Here is a 17791-nt window from a genome sequence, read left to right as displayed (position 1 = left end):
CGTTCCCGTCGCCGCTCGCCCGCGTCGGCTCAGGCCATGTGGTCGAGCACCACACCGCGGCGCAGTGACCCCACGGCGGACCGGGCGGTGCGGGCGAGCTCCGGTTCGGCGACCTGACCGACCTGGGCGAGGACGTCCACCACGAGGCGGGCGGAGCGGACGAAGTCACCGGCGGTGAGTTCGACGCCCTCCTGCCACGAGGCGGCGAGGATCGAGGCCAGCGCCCCGCCGGAGACCCAGTGGTGCATCACGGGCGCGAGGCCGGCGTCCAGGTCCGGGGTGGTGGGCAGGCGGTGCGCGCGTTCGATCTCGGCGACGTCACCGGCCACCCGCTCCGTCTCGGCGAGGGCGGCGCGCAGGGTGTCGTCGGAGGGTTCGCGGACCGCGGAGTCCGTCCGCGGGTGGGCCACGACCGTGGTGACGACCGCCGCGAGGCCGGCGGCATCGAGCCCGCGCCACACTCCCCGCCGCAGACATTCGGCGACGAACAGGTCCTGCTCGGTGTGTACCCCGGCCAGGAGCCGCCCGGCGTCGGTGGCACGGAGTACGCCGTCCACCTTCTCGAAATAACCGAGGTGCCGGAGCAGGTCAACGATGCGGCGGAAGCGGCGGGCCAGCGAATCGGCGTCGGCGTCGACCTCGGCGGTGAGCGCGGCCACGTCGGCGTCGGCGTGGGCCCAGCGCTCGTGGAGGCGGGCGAGCTTGTCCATCCGGGGGTCCTCGTGCAGCGGGTGCTGCCGGAGTGCCCGGCGCGCCGCGGCGATCCGCGGGTCCTTGCGGACCGGCTTACCGCCGGCGTTCTTCATCCGACCCTTCGCCTTGCCCAGCAGGTGCTCCATCCGCTGGACCAGAGCCCGCTTGGCGCGCCCGTCGAGCTTGCGGCGGCCCTTGGGCAGGTCGACCCGACCCACGGGGATCGGGGGCGAGGCGAAGTCGTTCTGGCGTAACCAGCCGGTCCACCCGGTGTCGGTGAGACAGAGCAGCGCGGGGTCGGACTGGATGTCGGTCCGGACCTGCAGCACGGTCGCCACCATGCCGAATCGTCTGCGGCCCACGGTGATCACGGAGCCGGCGGTCTGCTTGAGCATGGCCGCGCGCACGGACGCCAGCCGGTCGTCCCGGTTCGACTTCTCGGCCTTGCGTTCGAGACGGCTGAGCTCGGCGCGCAACCCCATGTACTCGTCGAGGTCCTCGTCTCCCCCGGCCTCCTCGAGCGACGCCCGCATGCGGTCGCGCTCATCGGACCGGCGCTCGATGGCGCGGGACCGGGACACCAGGGTGCGGTCGGTCTGGAACTGGGCGAACGACCGGCCGATCAGGATGGTGGCCTCCTCGACGCCGAGCTGCTCGACGAGGTTGACCGCCATCGAATAGTCGGGAGCGAAGGCACTGTGCAATGGGAACCGCGGGGTGTCGACGAGCGCGGACAGGGCGTCCAGGTCGAGGTCCGGCTGGTCGAGCACGACTGCCGTGCCCTTGGTGTCGATGCCCCGTCTGCCGGCCCGGCCCGTGATCTGTGAGTACTCCGCGGAGGTGAGCATCGCGTGGGTGTCGCCGTTGAACTTGGTCGTCTTCTCCAGCACCACCGCGCGAGCCGGCATGTGGATGCCCAGCGCCAGGGTCTCGGTCGCGAACACGACCTTGATCAGCCCTGCGGAGAACAGCTCCTCCACGATGGTGCGGAAGAGCGGGAGCATCCCGGCGTGATGGGCGGCGAGCCCGTTGACCAGCCCGGCGCGGAACGAGGTGAAATCGAGGGCGTCGAGGTCGTGTTGTGGGACCTCGGCGCAGGCGGCGTCCACGTGTGAGGCGATACGCCGGGCCTCCTCCCCGGTGGTGAGCCGGAGGCGGGCGCGACGCATCTGAGCGACCGCGCCGTCGCACCCCGCCCGGGAGAACACGAAGTAGATGGCCGGCAGGAGTCGCTCGTCGTCGAGCTTCTCGATGACGTCCTGGCGTCTGGCCCACTGCGCTCGGGGCCGGGCCGCGACCCGCTCCTCGTGGTAGCCGCTCCGGGACCGTCTGCGCTGGTCGGCAGCGGCCCGGATGGGGATCAGGTCCCCATCGGTGTAGAGCATGTGGGCCAGCGGCACGGGACGGTGCTCGGACAGCACCACCGCGGTGTCGCCACGGATCTCGGTGATCCAGTCGCCCAGCTCGTCGGTGTTGCTCAGGGTGGCGGACAGCCCGACCAGGCGGACGGCCGGATCGAGGGTGAGGATGATCTCCTCCCACACGACGCCCCTCGAGCGGTCCCCGAGGTAGTGGATCTCGTCCATCACCACGCAGTCCAGGTCGTGGAGCGCCGACGAGCCGCTGTAGATCATGTTCCGCAGGACCTCGGTGGTCATCACCACGATGGGCGCGTCCGCGTCGATCGAGTGGTCGCCGGTGAGCAGCCCCACGTTCTCGGGGCCGAAGCGCGTGCGGAACTGCCGGAACTTCTGGTTGCTCAGCGCCTTGATCGGGGTGGTGTAGAAGCAGCGCCCTCCCCCGGCGAGGGCCCGGTGAGCCGCGTATTCGCCGACGAGGGTCTTGCCGGACCCGGTGGGCGCCGAGACGAGCAGGTTGCGTCCCGCGTCGAGGGCGGAGAACGCCTCCAGTTGGAAGGGGTCAGGCGAGAACCCCTCCCCGGTGAGGAAGTCCTCGAGCAGGTGATCGGTCCGGGGACGGTCAGGTGATGTCGTCATAGAGTGAACCGCCACCGGCCGGGGCCTGGAGCGGTCGGGTGTCGCCGGGCGTTCGGGTGCCGGTGTCCGGGGCCGGGGTGGTCAGAGGGGCGGGCCGCTCGAGTGGGCCGGATCCGCCGAGGTCGTCGGCGGGGCCGAGGGGCGAGGCGGATTCGTCGTCTACCTCGAGCCAGTCGGCGCGGGACTTGTTCTTGCGCTTGTCATGCAGGCGGGCGAACTGGATCGCGCCCTCGACGAGGATGGTCACCGCCAGTGCGAGGGCGAGCATCGAGAACGGGTCCTGGCCGGGCGAGGCCACGGCCGCGAAGACGAAGATGCCCATGATGATCCCGCGGCGCGACTTGGCGAGAACCTCGTAGCTCACGACCCCGGCGACGTTGAGCATCGCGAGCAGGAGTGGGATCTCGAAGCTCACGCCGAAGATGAGGATGAGCTGGATGAGGAACGTGAAGTACTGCGTGCCGGACAACGCGGTGGTCTGGACGTTGTCGCCGATCGAGAGCAGGAACTCCAACGCGTGGACGATCACGACGTAGGCGAGCACCGCGCCGCCGATGAACAGCACCGCGGCCAGGATGGTGAAGACGACCCCGTAGCGCTTCTCGTTCTTGTGCAGGCCGGGCGTGATGAACGCCCACAGCTGGTACAGCCAGACCGGGCTGGCCAACACGATGCCGGCGGTGGCGGACACCTTGAGGCGGAGCATGAACTGCTCGAACGGTCCGGTGGCGAGCAGGCGACACTCGTCGCCGTCGTCACCGAGCTGCAGGCGCGCCCCCGGGGGGATGTCGCAGTAGGGGCCGGTGAGGATCCCGCCCAACGACGGGATGCCGAAGAAGCCGCTGCCGTACCACCAGAATCCGAAGCCCAACGTCACGATGATCGCCGCCATCGCGATGAGCACGCGGTTGCGGAGCTCGTAGATGTGCTCGATCAACGGCATGGTGCCGTCCGGGTTGCGGGGCCTGCGGCGGCGTCTGGTCAGCAGGCGACCGGCGCCACCCTTGCGGGTGGCGCCGGTGTCCGCGGTGTCGGTCTGCGTCATGGAGGGGTCGGCCTACTGCCCCTGCTGACCCTGACCGCCGTGGTACGGGGCGGTGGGGTCGGTGTACTGCTGCTGCCCCTGTGGTTGGTACGGCTGCTGGGGTGCCTGCGGGTAACCCTGCCCCTGGGCATTCGGCTGCCCCTGCGGCTGGTACTGCTGGGGTGCCTGCGGCTGGTACTGCTGCGGCTGGGGCTGGGCGGACTGCTGTGCCTGCGGCTGCGCGTACTGGGCGGCGTTCGGCTGCGCCTGGGTGAGAGCCTGCGGCGCGGGGTCCTCGACCGGCTTGTCGTCGTTCTGCATCTCCTTGATCTCGGACTTGAAGATGCGCATCGACCGTCCGAGGCCGCGGGCGGCGTCCGGGAGCTTCTTCGAACCGAACAGCAGGAGCACCACCGCGAGGACGATGAGCCAGTGCCAGATGCTCAACGCACCCATGTCAACCTCCGTTTGTCTGACAACGTGCCCATGCTAGCGCACCCACACCGGGCGGCGTCACCCGAGCGCTCCCCGAAACCGGCTGCTACCTGGTTATTTACCGAGATTTCACGAATCCGTCACGGAGGTCTCCCCCGGCTCCGCCGAGTACGCCTCCAGCCCCTCGACGGCGCGGCGCGCCACCTCGGCGGACAGTTCGGGATCGGCGGCCCGCACGACGTCCGCGTGACCGAGCAGGAAGCGCAGGAGCCACGCCCGGTCGTGGTAGGCGATCTCCACGTCCAGGTCGCCGTCCGGGCGGCGGACCACGCTGTGGAATCGGAACTCGTCGAGGAACCAGGCCGCGGCGGCGGGGACACGGGCGGACTCCAGGCGGACGTCGCCCTCGCCGTCGTCCTGGGGTCGGGGTCCCAGCGCGCGGCGCGGCCCCACCTCCTCGACCCCGCTCATCCGGTCGGTGCGGAACGTCCGCCACTGACCCGACTCACGGTCCACCCCGTGGACGTAGGAATGGCCGTCGGCGACGGACAGGCGTGCGGGGTCCACGACCCGGGTGGTGGAGGTGTCGGAGCTGGCCGAGTGGTAGACGAAGCGCAGCGCCCGACCGTCGTGGACGGCCGTGCGCACGACGTCCGCGTCCGAGTCGGCCGTCTCGCGTCGGGCGTCGAGCCCCCCGGCGTGCACGTCGGCGCCGGTGGCGGTCCGCAGCGTCGACAGCAGGTCGCGCAGCGCGCCCTGGTCGATCACCTCCGGCTGGTCGAGGAACACCGCCAGCCCGGTCTCGAGCGTGACCGCCTCCGCGGCGGTCAGGCGGACCGGGCGGTCGATCCCGGCGGTGAAGGTCACCTCCACGAGATCGGCGTCGTCGAGGTCCTCGGAGGAGAAGGCGAGGTCGATCAGGTCACCGGGGCCGTACCCGGGCAGACCGCAGGACCACAGTTGCCACAGGGCGGCCCGGAGTTGCTTCTCGGTCAACCCGAGGTCGCGGGCCGCGTCGGCCACGGGGACGGCGCCCCGGGTGTGGAAGTACGGGACCACGCTGAGCAACGTGGCCAGCGGGACGGCGCGGGCGCTCATCGGGCGGCCTCCTCGGCGGCGGTGAGGATCGTCACGACCCGGACGCGGAGCTCGGCCGGGCGCAGGGCCACGGCGTCGGCACCCTGGGCGGCCACGAGCGCGGACAGTTCACCGAGCGGCGCGGCGACCTCGAGGTCGACCCCGTCCCTGCCGAATCGCCGGGCGGGGCTCTGGGACCGGGCCATGGCGCGCAGCTCGGCGGCTCTGCCGTCGGCGGCCCAGACCGTGGCCTCCACCAGGGGGTTGAGCCGGGAGACGGCGCCGTCCAGCAACGCGAGGACCTGCTCGGTCGGCGGGACGGGGACGGTCCGGGCGGCGCGCCCGAGCCGGACGTCGGAGATGCGGACGAGCCGGAACGTCCGGGGTTCGCCACGGTCGAGATCGTGACCGACGAGGTACCAGTGGCCGTGGCGGGATCCGGTCCACCAGGGCTCGACCCGCCGGGAGGTGGGGTCGGCGGCGCCCGCGGGGGTGTGCGAGAACGTGACCGTGGATCCCTCGGCGATCGCCTCGGCGACCAGGGCGGCGGTCGCCAGCTCGGCCGGGTCGGTCACGGACACGGTCGCGCCGGCGTCGTGCGCGGGCTCGATCCCCGCGGCGGTGAGTTTGGCCAGCGCCCCGTCGGCGCGCGCGGCCCGCTCCCCCTCGCGCCACACCTCGGCCGCGACGGCGAGCACGCCGGCCTGCTGGGGCGTGAGGGTGATGTCGGGCAGCTCGTACCCGTGGGCGGGGATGCGGTACCCGGCCGGCGATCCGGGGGCCAGCGAGGCGCCCTGTTCGAGCGGGACCCCGGCGTCGCGCAGTTCCCGCTTGTCCCGTTCGAACATCCGCAGGTAGGCGGCGTCGTTCTCGGCGTCGTCGTACCCCTGGACCATCCTGCGGATCTCCCCCGCCGACAAGAACGCGTTGGTCGACCTCAGACAGATCACGAGGTTGACCAGACGTTGGGACTTCGAGGTGGGCACGCCTGGAGACGCTATCGTCCGAGCGCGGCGACGAGTTCGTCGACACGCGGGTCCTCGTGGGCGAACGGGTCCGTCAGCGCGACGGTGGGCAGGGTGCCGTCGGAGACCTTGAGGTGTACCCAGTCCACGGTGAAGTCGCGCTCGGCGTCCCGGGCGGCCGTGATGAACCTGCCACGCAGCGCGGCGCGGGTGGTCTCGGGCGCGACGGTGCGGGCCCGCTCCACCTCGGTGTCGTCCACGACGCGGGAGACGAGCCCGCGGCGTTCGAGGACCGAGTGCAGCCCGCGTCCGGGCCGCACGTCGTGGTAGGTCAGGTCGATCTGGGACAGCCTCGGGTGGTCGAGGTCGGCGCCGGTCTTCGCCTGCACCTGCCGGATGAGCCGCAGTTTGGCGGCCCAGTCGATGTCGGCGGCGATCGACTCGTGGTCCCCGGACTCGACGGCGTCGAGGACCCGCTCCCACAGGGCCACGCACCGCTCGATGTCGGGGCGGTCGTCGCGCTCCCAGCCGCCGCTGTCGAGGTAGCGGTGGACCGCGGCGAGGAACTCCCGCTGGATCTCCAGCGCCGTCATGGTGGTGCCGTCGGTCATCGCGACGGGCCGCGTGCCGGTGAGGTCGCGGCTGATCTCCCGGATGGCCCGCACCGGGTGCGCCACCGCCATCGGGCGCAGCTCGACGCCCGCCTCGAGCATCTCCAGCACGAGCCGGGTGCTGGCGATCTTGAGCAGCGTGGTGGTCTCGATCATGTTGGAGTCGCCCACGATCACGTGCATGCGCCGGAACCGGGTCGAGTCGGCGTGCGGCTCGTCGCGGGTGTTGATGAGCGGTCGCGACCGGGTGGTGGCGGACGAGACGCCGTCCCACATGTGTTCGGCGCGCTGGGAGAAGCAGAACGTCGGTTCCTCCGTCTCGCCGAGGCCCACGCCCGCCGGGGTGCCGGGCAGGATCTTGCCGGCGCCGCAGAGGAGCTGCCGGCTCACGAGGAACGGCAACAGTGTGGTGGCGATGCTGCGGACCTGGGTGGCACGGTCGAGCAGGTAGTTCTCGTGGCACCCGTAGGAGTTGCCCACCGAGTCGGTGTTGTTCTTGAACAGATAGACGTTGACGTCGATCCCCTCGGCGGCGAGTGCCTGCTCGGCCTGCAGGGCGAGGTCGTCGACGATCCACTCCCCCGCCCTGTCGTGCGCGACGAGCTGGCGCAGGCCGTCGCATTCGGCGGTCGCGTACTCGGGGTGGGAGCCCACGTCGAGGTAGAGGCGGGAGCCGTTCTCCAGGAAGACGTTGGAGCTGCGCCACCGCTGCACGACGGGCCGGAAGAAGTAGCGGGCGATCTCGTCGGCGCCGAGGGACCGCGCGCCGTCACCGCCGACGCTGGTGATCCCGAACTCCGTCTCGATCCCGACGATGCGACGGATCATGGCGGTCTACTGCCCGCCCTTCTGGACGTAGGACTTCACGAACTCCTCGGCGTTGGTCTCGAGGATGTCGTCGATCTCGTCGAGCAGCGAGTCGGCGGAGGTGGTGTCGGCGGCCTTGGAGATCTGGCCGGCCTCGTCGTCGCCCTCGCCGGGGCCGCCGGCGTTCTTCTGGATCCGGGACATGGACTGCTCCTTAACGGTGGGAGGTTCGGTGGTCGGAGGTGCGGGTCGGTGCGGTCACCACGGTGACGGTCCGTCGGTGGTGAGGAAGTCCGGGTGCGCCTCGCAGTACTCCCGGGTCCCGGTGTACGGGTCGGTGAGGTCGACGTGGCGCTGGTGGCCGCGTGAGTCGACGACGACGACGAGGTCCCATCCGGCGGAGTGGATGCTGTCTCCGAGTTCCGCGAGGAAGCGTCCCCTGGCCCAGGCCCGCGTCCGGGCGGGCGGGGTCGTGACGGCGGCCTCGACCTCGTCTGGGGTGGTCAGTCGGCGCATCGCGCCCTTCGCCACCAGACGGTTGTAGAGGCCGCGTTCCGGATCGATGTCGTGGTACTGGAAGTCGATGAGCGCGAGCCGCGCGTGGTCCCAGTCCAGCGCGTCGCGGGCGCGGAATCCCTCGAGCAGGCGCAGCTTGGCGGGCCAGTCCAGGCGGTCGGCGCACGACATGGGATTCTGCTCGAGGGCCTCGAGGATCTCCCGCCATTCGTCGAGGACCTCGGTGGCCCAGTCCGGTCGGCCGGCTCCGTCGCCGACGAGGTCGGCGACCCGGTCCAGGATCTCGCGTTGGAGACCGATCCCGGTCAGTGCGCGGCCGTCGGGCAGCGGCACCGTGGCGGTCAGCGACGTGTCGTGACTGATGACGTGCACCGCCTCCACGGGGTCGACGGGCAGGAGATCGGAGAAGTCCACGCCCTCCTCGATGGCGTCCAGGACCAGGCACGTGGTGCCGATCTTGAGGTACGTCGCCAGTTCGGACATGTTCGCGTCGCCGATGATCACGTGCAGTCGGCGCCACGTCTCGTCGGACGCGTGCGGCTCGTCGCGGGTGTTGATGATCCCGCGACGCAGGGTCGTCTCGAGCCCGGTGAGCACCTCGATGTAGTCGGCGCGCTGGGAGAGCTGGAAGCCGGCCGTCTCGCCGGACTGCCCGATCCCCACGCGTCCGGCGCCGCAGAACACCTGCCGGGACAGCAGGTGCGGTGCCAGGCTCAGGGTCAGGGCGTCGAAGTCGACGTCGCGGCGGACGAGGTAGTTCTCGTGCGCGCCGTACGAGGCGCCCTTGCCGTCGACGTTGTTCTTGTACAGCTTGAGTTCGGCGTTGCCCTCGGTCGCCGAGGACTCGACCCCGGCGCGGTGCATGACGAGCTCGCCGGCCTTGTCCCAGATCACCGCGTCGCGCGGGGAGTCGACCTCCGGCGCGGAGTACTCGGGGTGCGCGTGGTCGACGTAGAAGCGCGCGCCGTTGGTCAGCACCCGGTTGGTCACCCCGAACTCGCCGGGGTCGTAGGCGCGCACGGCTCCCAGGTCGAAACCGCGGGCGTCGCGCAGGGGCGATTCCGACTCGTAGTCCCAGCGGGTCTCGTCGGCGCCGCCGGCGGACTCCCCGGGGTCGGTGTAGGCCTTGATCACCTGGGTGGAGGTGACCACCGAGCTGAGCAGGGGCTGCCCGACCGCGACGATGCCGAACTCGATCTCGGTGCCGATGATCCGGCCTCGCCCGACCTCACCCGACGCGTTCCGAACGGGAGGGGTCACTGGTCCACGCCCTTGTTGGGGATGGAGACGTCGACGACGCGCTCACCGCGGACACCGGTCAGCCGCGCCCATTCCTGCGGGTTGGAGGTGTTGGGCAGGTCCGCGCTCTCGGCGAACTCGGCGTCGACAGCGTCGAGGAAGTCGTCTGTGGTCAGGCCCTGCCCGGTGCCGTGGACGATGTCCTTGATCGCCAGCTTCTTGGCCCGGTCCACGATGTTGCGCAGCATCGCCCCGGAGGTGAGGTCGGCCAGGTACAGGGAGGATCGGCGGCCCGAGGCGTACACCAGGTGCACGTACGTGGTGGACGCGTCGCGCGTGTAGAGCCTGTCGACGATCCGGTCGATGAGGTCCGCCACGTGCGTCTGCTCGTCCGCGTCCCCGACCTCCTCCGGGTCGAAGCGCAGGTCGGGGGTGATGTACTTCGCCAGGATATCGGTCGCGGCGTCGCGGTCGGGCCGGTCGATGCGGATCTTCAGGTCGAGCCGGCCGGGGCGCAGGATGGCCGGGTCGATCATGTCCTCGCGGTTGGAGGCGCCGATCACGATGACGTTGCGCAGGTCCTCCACGCCGTCGATCTCCGCGAGTAGCTGGGGCACGATCGTGGTCTCCATGTCCGAGGAGACACCGGAACCGCGGGTGCGGAAGATGGAGTCCATCTCGTCGAAGAACACGATGACCGGGTTGCCCTCGGTCGCCTTCTCACGCGCCCGCTCGAAGATGGAGCGGATGTGCCGCTCGGTCTCGCCGACGTACTTGTTGAGCAGTTCCGGGCCCTTGATGGACAGGAAGTACGAGTTGGGATAGCGACCGTCGGAGACGTCGTCGCCCCGGGAGACCGCCGACGCGCGGGCCAACGAGAGCGCGACGGCCTTGGCGATGAGGGTCTTGCCGCAGCCGGGGGGCCCGTAGAGCAGGACGCCCTTGGGTGGGGCCAGGTGGAACTCGCGGTAGAGGTCGTGGTGGATGAAGGGCAGCTCGATGGCGTCGCGGATCTGCTCGATCTGCGGTCCGAGTCCACCGATGTCGGAGTACTCCACCATCGGGATCTCCTCGAGCAGGAGCTCGTCGACCTCGGCCTTGGGCACGACCTCATACGCCACGCCCGCCTTGGGGTCGACCAGCACCGCGTCGCCCGGACGGACCGGGGCGGGGTGCTCGGCGGTCCGACCGCCCCGCAGCGCGGTGGCCAGCACGACGATGTGCTCCTCGTCGTTGCCCATCACGACGCGGGCGCGGACGCCGTCGGCGAGTACGTCGCGGAACACGGCGGTGACGCCCGTGACGGGCAGCTCCCCGGAGACCTCGAGCACGGTCAAGGCCTCGTTGAGACGCACCGTCGTACCGGCGGTGAGTTCGGCAGGGTCCACCCCCGGGGCGATCGCGAGGCACATCCGCCTACCCGCGGCCATGACCTCCACGGAGTCCGGGCCGGAGGGTCGGGCCAGGACCACGCCGTAGGTGCTGGGCGGGGTGCCGAGTCGTTCGACCTCACTCTTGAGCGCCTCGAGCTGGTCGCGCGAGTCCTTGAGCAGGTCCGCGAGCCGGACGTTGCGGGCGCCGAGGGCGTCGATCTTGATCGTCTTCTCGCGGTCCGAACGGGCCCCCTCGTCCACGGCCTTGCGCAGCCGTGCGAGCTCGGCCCGGTCGATGGCGACCCGGTCCTGCCCGTCGCCGGCCGGGGAACGTCCCTCGGTCACGCGATCACCTGCCCTCCTGGTCGTCGACGAGTCACCTCGTCGTCGTCCCCTCCACCCTATCGGCGGACGCGGGCGCAGGTCCCCGCGAGTCCGCCGGTCAGCCCTTTCCGCTGCGCCGCTTGGGCTTGAGGGTGGTCACGCCCTCGGCGAGCCGGCGGGCGGTCACGAGGAACGCCGTGTGGCCCTGCATGCGGTGCTCCGGACGCACGGCCAGGCCGACCACGTGCCAGCCGCGGTTGATCGACTCCCACGCCCGGGGCTCGGTCCAGCACTGCTGACGCCGCAGGGCCTCCACGACGTCCGACAGCTGGGTCGTGGTGGCCACGTAGGCGACCAGCACCCCGCCGGGCACCAACACGTCGCTCACCGTGGGCAGGCACTCCCAGGGCGCGAGCATGTCCAGCACCACGCGGTCGACCTGGCCCCCCAGCGCCTCCACGGAGGTCTCGGCCAGGTCCGCGACGCGCAGGTCCCAGTTCTCGGGGTGCTCGCCGTAGAACGTGCGGATGTTGCGCTCGGCGTGCTCGGCGTGGTCCTCACGGATCTCGTAGGAGAACACCCGCCCCTCGGGGCCCACGGCCCGGAGCAGTGAGCAGGTCAGCGCGCCGGAACCGGCACCGGCCTCCAACACCCGGGCGCCGGGGAACACGTCACCCTCGTGCACGATCTGCGCGGCGTCCTTGGGGTAGATCACCTGGGCGCCGCGCGGCATGGACAGCACGTAGTCGGTGAGGAGCGGCCGGAGCGCGAGGTAGTGGGAGTCCTTGGTCGAGGTGACGATCGACCCCTCCGGCGCACCGATCAGGTCGTCGTGGCGGACGGCCCCGTGGTGGGTGAAGAACTCGGCGCCCTCGACGAGGACGACCGTGTACTTGCGCCCCTTGGTGTCGGTGAGTTGGACGCGGTCGCCCACGACGAACGGACCGGATCGCTGCACAGGACCTCCAGGGGGGACATACGGGCCGGTTGTCCGACCGGTTGTCTACCCTGCCAGGTGTGACGGATCCCCTGGAAATCGGCGGCATCCCGGCAGCGGGCGACGTACCCCTGCCGGAACGCAAGCCCCTCGCCCTGTCCGCCTCGCGCGCGGCGGACTTCCGGCAGTGCCCGCTGCTGTACCGCCTGCGCACCATCGACCGGATCCCGGAACCCAAGACGCGCGCCCAGGTGACGGGCACCGTCGTCCACTCGGTGCTCGAGGAGCTCTACGGCCTCGAGCAGTCCGACCGGGCACCGCAGCGCGCCGCGGACCTCGTCCCCGCCGCCGTCGAGAACTTCTACGCGGCGGAGGACGGCGCCGACGTGGTACCTGTGGCCGAACGCCCCGGGTTCGAGGCCGAGGTCGCGGGCCTGGTCTCGGCCCTCTACGGCGTCGAGGACCCGCAGCGCTTCTCCCCCGCCTCGTGCGAGCAGTACCTGCTCACGGCCACTCAGTCGGGGACCCCGCTCCACGGCTACCTCGACCGGGTCGACGTGGCGCCGACCGGCGAGGTCAGGGTCGTCGACTACAAGACCGGCAAACCCCCGAACCCGCGGTACCAGCACCAGGCGATGTTCCAGATGCGCTTCTACGCCCTGATGTACCACCGCGTCCACGGGGTGCTCCCCGCGCAGCTCAAACTCATCTACCTCAAGAACGGCAGCTGGCTCACCCTCACCCCGGATCATGCATCCCTCGGTGAGACCGAGGCGTCCCTCGACTCGCTCTGGTCGGAGATCGAGCGGGCCGGGGAGACGGGGGACTTCCGCCCCCGTACGTCCCGCCTGTGCGACTGGTGCAATCATCAGGCGCTGTGTCCGGCGTACGGCGGTACCCCGCCGGAGTACCCGGGGTGGCCCGGGACGCGGGTGGTACCAGCCGGGACGGACAGTCTGCTGTCAGGTCAGGGAGAACCGAGGAGAACATGATGACGGAGGCCTACTTCGAGCCGCTGGGTACCGACGACGGCTGGGAGGTCTTCCGAGCGACGCCGCACACCGTGAGCGCCTGGGGCCCCGACCTGCAACACGGGGCCCCGCCCTCTGCCCTCCTCACCCGGGCCATGGATCGGCTGGACCCGTCCGAGGAGACGCGGATCGCGCGGGTGGCGGTCGACCTGCTGGGTCCGGTGCCCCTGGGCGAGTTGCGGACGCGGGCGCGCGTGACCCGACCTGGCCGGCGGATCCAGCTGGTCGAGTCCGAGCTCGAGGCGCGGGGACGGATCGTCGCCCGGGCGAGTGCGTGGCGGATGCTCGTCAGCGACACCGCGGAGGTCGAGCAGACGCTGGATCAGCCCCGCCAGCTTCCTGGGGCCGATCACAACAGTGAGTTCTTCAACCGCTGGACCAGCGGTTACATCGACTCTCTCGAGATCCGGGGTGCCGAGGACGGCACGGTGTGGGCGCGGCCCACCCTGCCGCTGGTGGCAGGTGAGGAGACGACCCCCGCCGAGCACGTGATGTGCGTGGCGGACATCGCCAACGGCGTCGGAGCGGTCCTCGAACCCCACGAGTGGCGATTCCTCAACACCGACGTCGTCACGCACCTGCACCGCCGGCCCGTCGGGCAGTGGATCGGGGTGACAGCGCGGGCCTCGATCGGTCCCGACGGGGTGGGCGCGACCACCGGAACTCTCTTCGACGAGGTCGGTGCGATCGGCCACACCCTGCAGGCATTGCTGATCGAGCGGGTCTGATCGGGCGCGGTCCCAGCCCGAGGATCCGCTACTCCGACTGCGGATCCGCTACCCCTATGCGGGTAGCGGATCCGAAGTCGGAGTAGCGGATCTTGTGGGTGTCAGCCCATACGGCAGGAACGGATGTCGGTCGCGATGACCGACTTCGCGCCGGACGCGGCGAGCTCGTCCATGATCGAATTGACCCGCTTGCGCGGCACCATCGACCGGACGGCGATCCACGCCGGGTCCGCCATCGGCGAGACCGTGGGCGACTCGATGCCCGGCGTGATCGCCGAGACCTCGTCGAGCAGATCCTTGGGGCAGTTGTAGTCGAGCATCATGTACTGCTGGGCGAACACCACGCCCTGCAGGCGCGCCCTGAGCTGTGCCATCGCCGCGGACACCTCGGCGTCCGCCCGGGAGATCAGCACGCCCGAGGAGTCGCACAGGATGTCGCCGAACGCCTCCAGGCCGTGGACCTTGAGCGTCCGTCCGGACCCCACGACGTCGGCGATGCAGTCGGCCACTCCCAGTTGGATCGAGATCTCCACGGCGCCGTCGAGGCGGATGACCTCTGCCTCGACCCCCCGCTGCTGGAGGTCCCGACGCACGATATTGGGGTACGAGGTCGCGATCCGCGCGCCGGCGAGCCGGTCGGTGGACCATCCCGCCCCGGCGGGACCGGCGTAGCGGAAGGTGGAGTGGCCGAAGCCCAGATCGAGGAGCTCATCGACCTCGGCCATGGAATCCGCGGCCAGATCCCGGCCGGTGATGCCCATCTCGAGGCGGCCGGAGCCCACATAGACGGCGATGTCCTTGGGACGGAGGAAGAAGAACTCGACGTCGTTGTCCGGGTCGATCAGCGTGAGGTCTTTGCTCCCCTCGTGCCGACGACGGTACCCCGCCTCGGCGAGCATCTCGGAGGCGGACTCGGACAGGGCGCCCTTGTTGGGCAGTGCGACGCGCAGCATGACGGGGGCTCCGGGATCTGTGAGCGTGAGGGTGGACGCGGGGCGGGGTCTAGAGATGTCGGTAGACGTCCTCGAGGCCGAGTCCGCGCCTGAGCATCATGACCTGGGTCCAGTACAGGAGCTGCGAGATCTCCTCCGCCAGTTCCTCGTCGGACTGGTACTCGGCGGCGATCCACACCTCTCCGGCTTCTTCGACGACCTTCTTGCCCAGATGATGCACACCCTTGTCGAACGCGGCGACGGTGCCGGACCCCTCGGGGCGCGCGGTAATGCGCTCGGACAGCTCGGTGAACAGCGAGTCGAAGGTCTTCACACGCTCGATTGTCCCATAGCCGCACCCACGGGTGTGCCGGAGGTGAGCCCGTGGAGCGCCGCGGTGTCGATGCCCTCCAGGGTGTCGTGGGTGTGGGCCCCGACGACGCCGGGCTGGCCGTCGGTCGACGGGATGTACAGCACCCGGCATCCGGCGGCGACCGCCGCGGTCGCGCCGGTGACGGAATCCTCCACCGCCACCGCCGAGCCGGGCTCCACCCCGAGCCGGGCACACGCGAGGAGATACGGGTCCGGGGCGGGCTTGGCCTCGGTGACCATGCACCCGGTGACCACCACGTCGAAGCGGGAGCGGTCGATGAACTCGAGGGGCACCACCGCGACATCGGCGGTGGTGTTGGTGACCAAAGCGACCGGAGTCCCCGTCGACGCGATATCGGCGAGGAGATCCTCGGCGCCCGGCCGCCACCTCATATCAGTTCGCATCAACTCGGTGACCCGGGAGTTCAAGCGGTGGGCGAGGCGGTCGAACTCCTCGCCCACGATCCGGCGACCCGTGTACTCGCCGAGGATCTCGAAGAACCCGTGGAGGGAGTTGCCCAGCGTCCTCTCGCGCGTCGTCTCGTCGAGGGGGCGCCCCAGGTGCTCGGCGAGCTCGTACACGGCGATGTCCCACAGTCGCTCGGTGTCGACGAGGGTGCCGTCCATGTCGAGACAGACGGCGGCCGGAACACTGTCAGAGGAATTGCTGGTCACGGACTACTGTCTACCCGAGTCAGGTGAACCGGGGGTGACCCGAGGCGCCGATTGCGACGGGATCGCATCGAAGTCACTGAGCTTCCGTGGCGCCATCACGACGCGCGCCGAGTTGAGGATCGCCAGCACATCGATGACCTCCTGCGCGATCGCCCCCGCGAGAGGGCTCAGCAACCCGAAGACGGCGAGGAGCATCCCGATCACGGAGGCGGCCATCCCGCCGACCGCTGACTGCAGGGCGATCCGACGCATACGCGCTCCGATATGGAGCAGGTCGTCGAGGCGCTCCAGTGAGGAATCCAGCACCACGGCGTCGGCGGCCTCGGACGTCACGTCGGAGGTGGCACCGAACGCGACTCCTGCGGTCGCGGCCGTCATCGCCGGGGCGTCGTTGATGCCGTCCCCGAGGAACAGCGTCGGCCCCGCGGCAGTGCGTTCGCGGACGATCGCGAGTTTGCCCTCGGGGCCGACCCCGCCGTACACCTCACTGATGCCCACCCGGTCCGCCAACCGGCGGACCTCGGTCTCGCGGTCACCCGAGATGATCATCATGTGCTTGACGCCGTGCGAGCGCGGCAGATGTGCGATGAAGTCGCCTGCGGTCGCCCGCGGTTCGTCCCGGAACCGGAGGGTGGCGGCGTACCGGTCGTCCAGGAGGACGATCGATTCCAGACCGGCCTCCGTCCCCGGGAGGAGGTCGACGGCGTCGGGGTCGACCGCGGCGAGTCCACGACGGTTGGTCAGGCGAAGGCTGTGGCCGCCCACCTCACCGACCAGTCCGGCGCCGGGTTTCTCGGCGACCGAGCTGAGTGGTGGTATGGCGAGACCTCGTTCGGTGGCGGCGTCGACGACAGCTCGGGCAAGAGGATGACGGGAGTAGACCTCGACCGCCGCTGCGGTCGCCAGCACGCCATCCGGATCGGTGCCCGGTCGAGGAATGATCTCGGTCAGGACGGGGCGACCGTAGGTCAGTGTGCCCGTCTTGTCGAACATCATCGTCTCGATCCGGCTGACGTTCTCGAGCATTGCCGGGTTCCGGATGATGATCCCACGCTTGGCGGACAGCGAGATGGCGCCGATGATGGCGACCGGTACGCCGATGAGCAGTGGACACGGGGTCGCGACGACCACTACGGCGAGGAAGCGGGTCGGGTCGCCCGAGATGGCCCAGCCGAGGACGCCGAGGGCAAGTGCGACCAGCGTGTACCAGGCGCCGAGACGGTCGGCCAGGCGACGCATCGGGGGCCGGTGTTCCTCCGCCTCCCGCAGGACGCCGACGATCTGCGCGTACCGGGAGTCTGCCGCCCGGCGTTCGGCCCGGACGGTCAACGCCACCTCGCCGTTGACGGCCCCGGAGAGCACCTGGGAGCCGGGTGACTTCGGCACGACGTACGGTTCGCCGGTCAGGAACGACTCGTCCATGGCGCCGTCGCCACCCACGACCTCGCCGTCGACGGGGCACAGTTCATGAGGCAGGACGAGGAGGAGGTCATCCACGCGGACCTCCTCGGCGCGGATGTCGTCCACGCCCGCGGCCGTAGAGTCCCCGCGGAGTCGATGCGCGATCGTGGGACTGCGCCGCGCGAGGGCGTCGAGGGTGGCCGATGCCCTCCGCGACGCCGCGGCCTCGAGCGCCTCGCCGCCGGACAGCATGAGGACGACGATCGCGGCGACCAGCCACTCGTCGAGAGCGACCGCCGTGATGATCGAGATGGCGGCGAGCATGTCCGCCCCACCCGCGCTCCTCACCGCCGAGCGCAGTACCTCGAGGATGAGTGGGACCCCGCCGACCACGACCACCGCGACCAGGGGCGCCCGGATCGACCACTCGACCGTCGTGGAGACGCCGGGACCGGTGACCGCGCGCGACACGAGGTGGATCGCGATGGCCAGGACGGTGGCCATCGCGAGTACCCCCTGGCGAGAGCCGACGAAGGTGCGGAGTGGCCCGTCCGCCCGGCCCCGCGTCGATGCCGACGCGGGGCTGGTGGATTCACCGCCAGATCGGTGCCCGATGGTGTGCATGACTTCATCATCCGCCGTCGGGTATGTCCT

At 70.5% G+C, this 17791-nt stretch carries 16 protein-coding genes; 2 read left to right on the top strand and 14 right to left on the bottom strand.

The genetic code is table 11. From position 1 onward, the window contains the following. Positions 1-29 precede the first annotated feature (29 nt). From AYO52_RS05790 to AYO52_RS05745, 10 genes are all read right to left on the bottom strand, one after another. The gene (locus AYO52_RS05790) at positions 30-2690 is read right to left on the bottom strand and encodes an RNA helicase (RefSeq protein ID WP_067714478.1); all 2661 of its coding nucleotides are present in this window, start codon (positions 2688-2690) and stop codon (positions 30-32) included. After that, positions 2674-3735, bottom strand: coding sequence for a twin-arginine translocase subunit TatC (tatC, locus tag AYO52_RS05785; protein WP_067714475.1), 1062 nt, complete (start codon positions 3733-3735; stop codon positions 2674-2676). Before tatC ends, AYO52_RS05790 begins: the two co-directional genes overlap by 17 nt. A gap of 12 nt (positions 3736-3747) precedes the next feature. Beyond that, positions 3748-4170, bottom strand: a complete 423-nt coding sequence (gene tatA / locus AYO52_RS05780) for a Sec-independent protein translocase subunit TatA (protein ID WP_067714472.1) — start codon at positions 4168-4170, stop codon at positions 3748-3750. Between the two features lie 108 nt (positions 4171-4278). After that, positions 4279-5247 carry a YafY family protein gene (locus tag AYO52_RS05775; protein WP_067714469.1) on the bottom strand — a complete coding sequence of 323 codons (969 nt, stop codon included), beginning with the start codon at positions 5245-5247 and terminating at the stop codon, positions 4279-4281. Continuing rightward, positions 5244-6212, bottom strand: coding sequence for a YafY family protein (locus AYO52_RS05770; RefSeq protein ID WP_067714466.1), 969 nt, complete (start codon positions 6210-6212; stop codon positions 5244-5246). Before AYO52_RS05770 ends, AYO52_RS05775 begins: the two co-directional genes overlap by 4 nt. Positions 6213-6223: 11 nt before the next feature. Continuing rightward, the gene (gene pafA, locus AYO52_RS05765) at positions 6224-7630 is read right to left on the bottom strand and encodes a Pup--protein ligase (RefSeq protein ID WP_067714462.1); all 1407 of its coding nucleotides are present in this window, start codon (positions 7628-7630) and stop codon (positions 6224-6226) included. 6 nt (positions 7631-7636) lie between these two features. Next, entirely contained in the window at positions 7637-7813 is a 177-nt protein-coding gene (locus tag AYO52_RS05760; protein ID WP_067714458.1) for a ubiquitin-like protein Pup, read from the bottom strand. Positions 7814-7867: 54 nt separating this feature from the next. Continuing rightward, entirely contained in the window at positions 7868-9385 is a 1518-nt protein-coding gene (dop, locus tag AYO52_RS05755) for a depupylase/deamidase Dop (RefSeq protein WP_067714455.1), read from the bottom strand. Then, on the bottom strand, positions 9382-11082 hold the full coding sequence (gene arc, locus AYO52_RS05750) for a proteasome ATPase (RefSeq protein WP_067714451.1): 1701 nt from the start codon (positions 11080-11082) through the stop codon (positions 9382-9384). Before arc ends, dop begins: the two co-directional genes overlap by 4 nt. A gap of 97 nt (positions 11083-11179) precedes the next feature. Next, positions 11180-12019 carry a tRNA (adenine-N1)-methyltransferase gene (locus AYO52_RS05745; protein WP_067714448.1) on the bottom strand — a complete coding sequence of 280 codons (840 nt, stop codon included), beginning with the start codon at positions 12017-12019 and terminating at the stop codon, positions 11180-11182. Positions 12020-12078: 59 nt separating this feature from the next. Here AYO52_RS05745 and AYO52_RS05740 point away from each other — a divergent pair, with 59 nt between their 5' ends. After that, positions 12079-12990, top strand: coding sequence for a RecB family exonuclease (locus tag AYO52_RS05740; protein ID WP_067714445.1), 912 nt, complete (start codon positions 12079-12081; stop codon positions 12988-12990). Next, complete coding sequence (locus AYO52_RS05735) at positions 12990-13757, top strand: thioesterase family protein (RefSeq protein ID WP_082923804.1); 768 nt, start codon at positions 12990-12992, stop codon at positions 13755-13757. The genes AYO52_RS05740 and AYO52_RS05735 overlap by 1 nt, the downstream gene beginning before the upstream one ends. 101 nt (positions 13758-13858) lie before the next feature. Here AYO52_RS05735 and hisG read toward each other — a convergent pair whose 3' ends face one another. From hisG to AYO52_RS05715, 4 genes are read right to left on the bottom strand one after another with little or no spacing between them, the layout of a single operon-like run. Continuing rightward, positions 13859-14710, bottom strand: a complete 852-nt coding sequence (hisG, locus tag AYO52_RS05730) for an ATP phosphoribosyltransferase (protein ID WP_067714440.1) — start codon at positions 14708-14710, stop codon at positions 13859-13861. 49 nt (positions 14711-14759) lie between these two features. Beyond that, positions 14760-15023 carry a phosphoribosyl-ATP diphosphatase gene (locus AYO52_RS05725; RefSeq protein WP_067714437.1) on the bottom strand — a complete coding sequence of 88 codons (264 nt, stop codon included), beginning with the start codon at positions 15021-15023 and terminating at the stop codon, positions 14760-14762. Then, positions 15020-15736 carry an HAD family phosphatase gene (locus AYO52_RS05720; protein WP_067714434.1) on the bottom strand — a complete coding sequence of 239 codons (717 nt, stop codon included), beginning with the start codon at positions 15734-15736 and terminating at the stop codon, positions 15020-15022. The genes AYO52_RS05725 and AYO52_RS05720 overlap by 4 nt, the downstream gene beginning before the upstream one ends. A gap of 3 nt (positions 15737-15739) precedes the next feature. Next, positions 15740-17641, bottom strand: a complete 1902-nt coding sequence (locus AYO52_RS05715) for a heavy metal translocating P-type ATPase (RefSeq protein ID WP_253701910.1) — start codon at positions 17639-17641, stop codon at positions 15740-15742. Between the last annotated feature and the right edge of the window lie 150 nt (positions 17642-17791).

This window comes from Dietzia sp. 111N12-1, from assembly GCF_001658045.1.
GTDB classification, from domain to species: Bacteria; Actinomycetota; Actinomycetes; order Mycobacteriales; family Mycobacteriaceae; genus Dietzia; species Dietzia kunjamensis.
Note: the sequence above shows the minus strand (reverse complement) of the source record. Positions and strands in the feature narration are given on the sequence as shown.

What these genes read in the sequence shown, in the direction of transcription:
- hisG (WP_067714440.1), bottom strand. Translation starts at nt 14,710, where the DNA reads ATGCTGCGCGTCGCACTGCCCAACAAGGGCGCCCTGTCCGAGTCCGCC.
- tatA (WP_067714472.1), bottom strand. Translation starts at nt 4,170, where the DNA reads ATGGGTGCGTTGAGCATCTGGCACTGGCTCATCGTCCTCGCGGTGGTG.
- AYO52_RS05715 (WP_253701910.1), bottom strand. Translation starts at nt 17,641, where the DNA reads ATGGCCACCGTCCTGGCCATCGCGATCCACCTCGTGTCGCGCGCGGTC.
- AYO52_RS05775 (WP_067714469.1), bottom strand. Translation starts at nt 5,247, where the DNA reads ATGAGCGCCCGCGCCGTCCCGCTGGCCACGTTGCTCAGCGTGGTCCCG.
- AYO52_RS05735 (WP_082923804.1), top strand. Translation starts at nt 12,990, where the DNA reads ATGACGGAGGCCTACTTCGAGCCGCTGGGTACCGACGACGGCTGGGAG.
- AYO52_RS05760 (WP_067714458.1), bottom strand. Translation starts at nt 7,813, where the DNA reads ATGTCCCGGATCCAGAAGAACGCCGGCGGCCCCGGCGAGGGCGACGAC.
- tatC (WP_067714475.1), bottom strand. Translation starts at nt 3,735, where the DNA reads ATGACGCAGACCGACACCGCGGACACCGGCGCCACCCGCAAGGGTGGC.
- pafA (WP_067714462.1), bottom strand. Translation starts at nt 7,630, where the DNA reads ATGATCCGTCGCATCGTCGGGATCGAGACGGAGTTCGGGATCACCAGC.
- AYO52_RS05790 (WP_067714478.1), bottom strand. Translation starts at nt 2,690, where the DNA reads ATGACGACATCACCTGACCGTCCCCGGACCGATCACCTGCTCGAGGAC.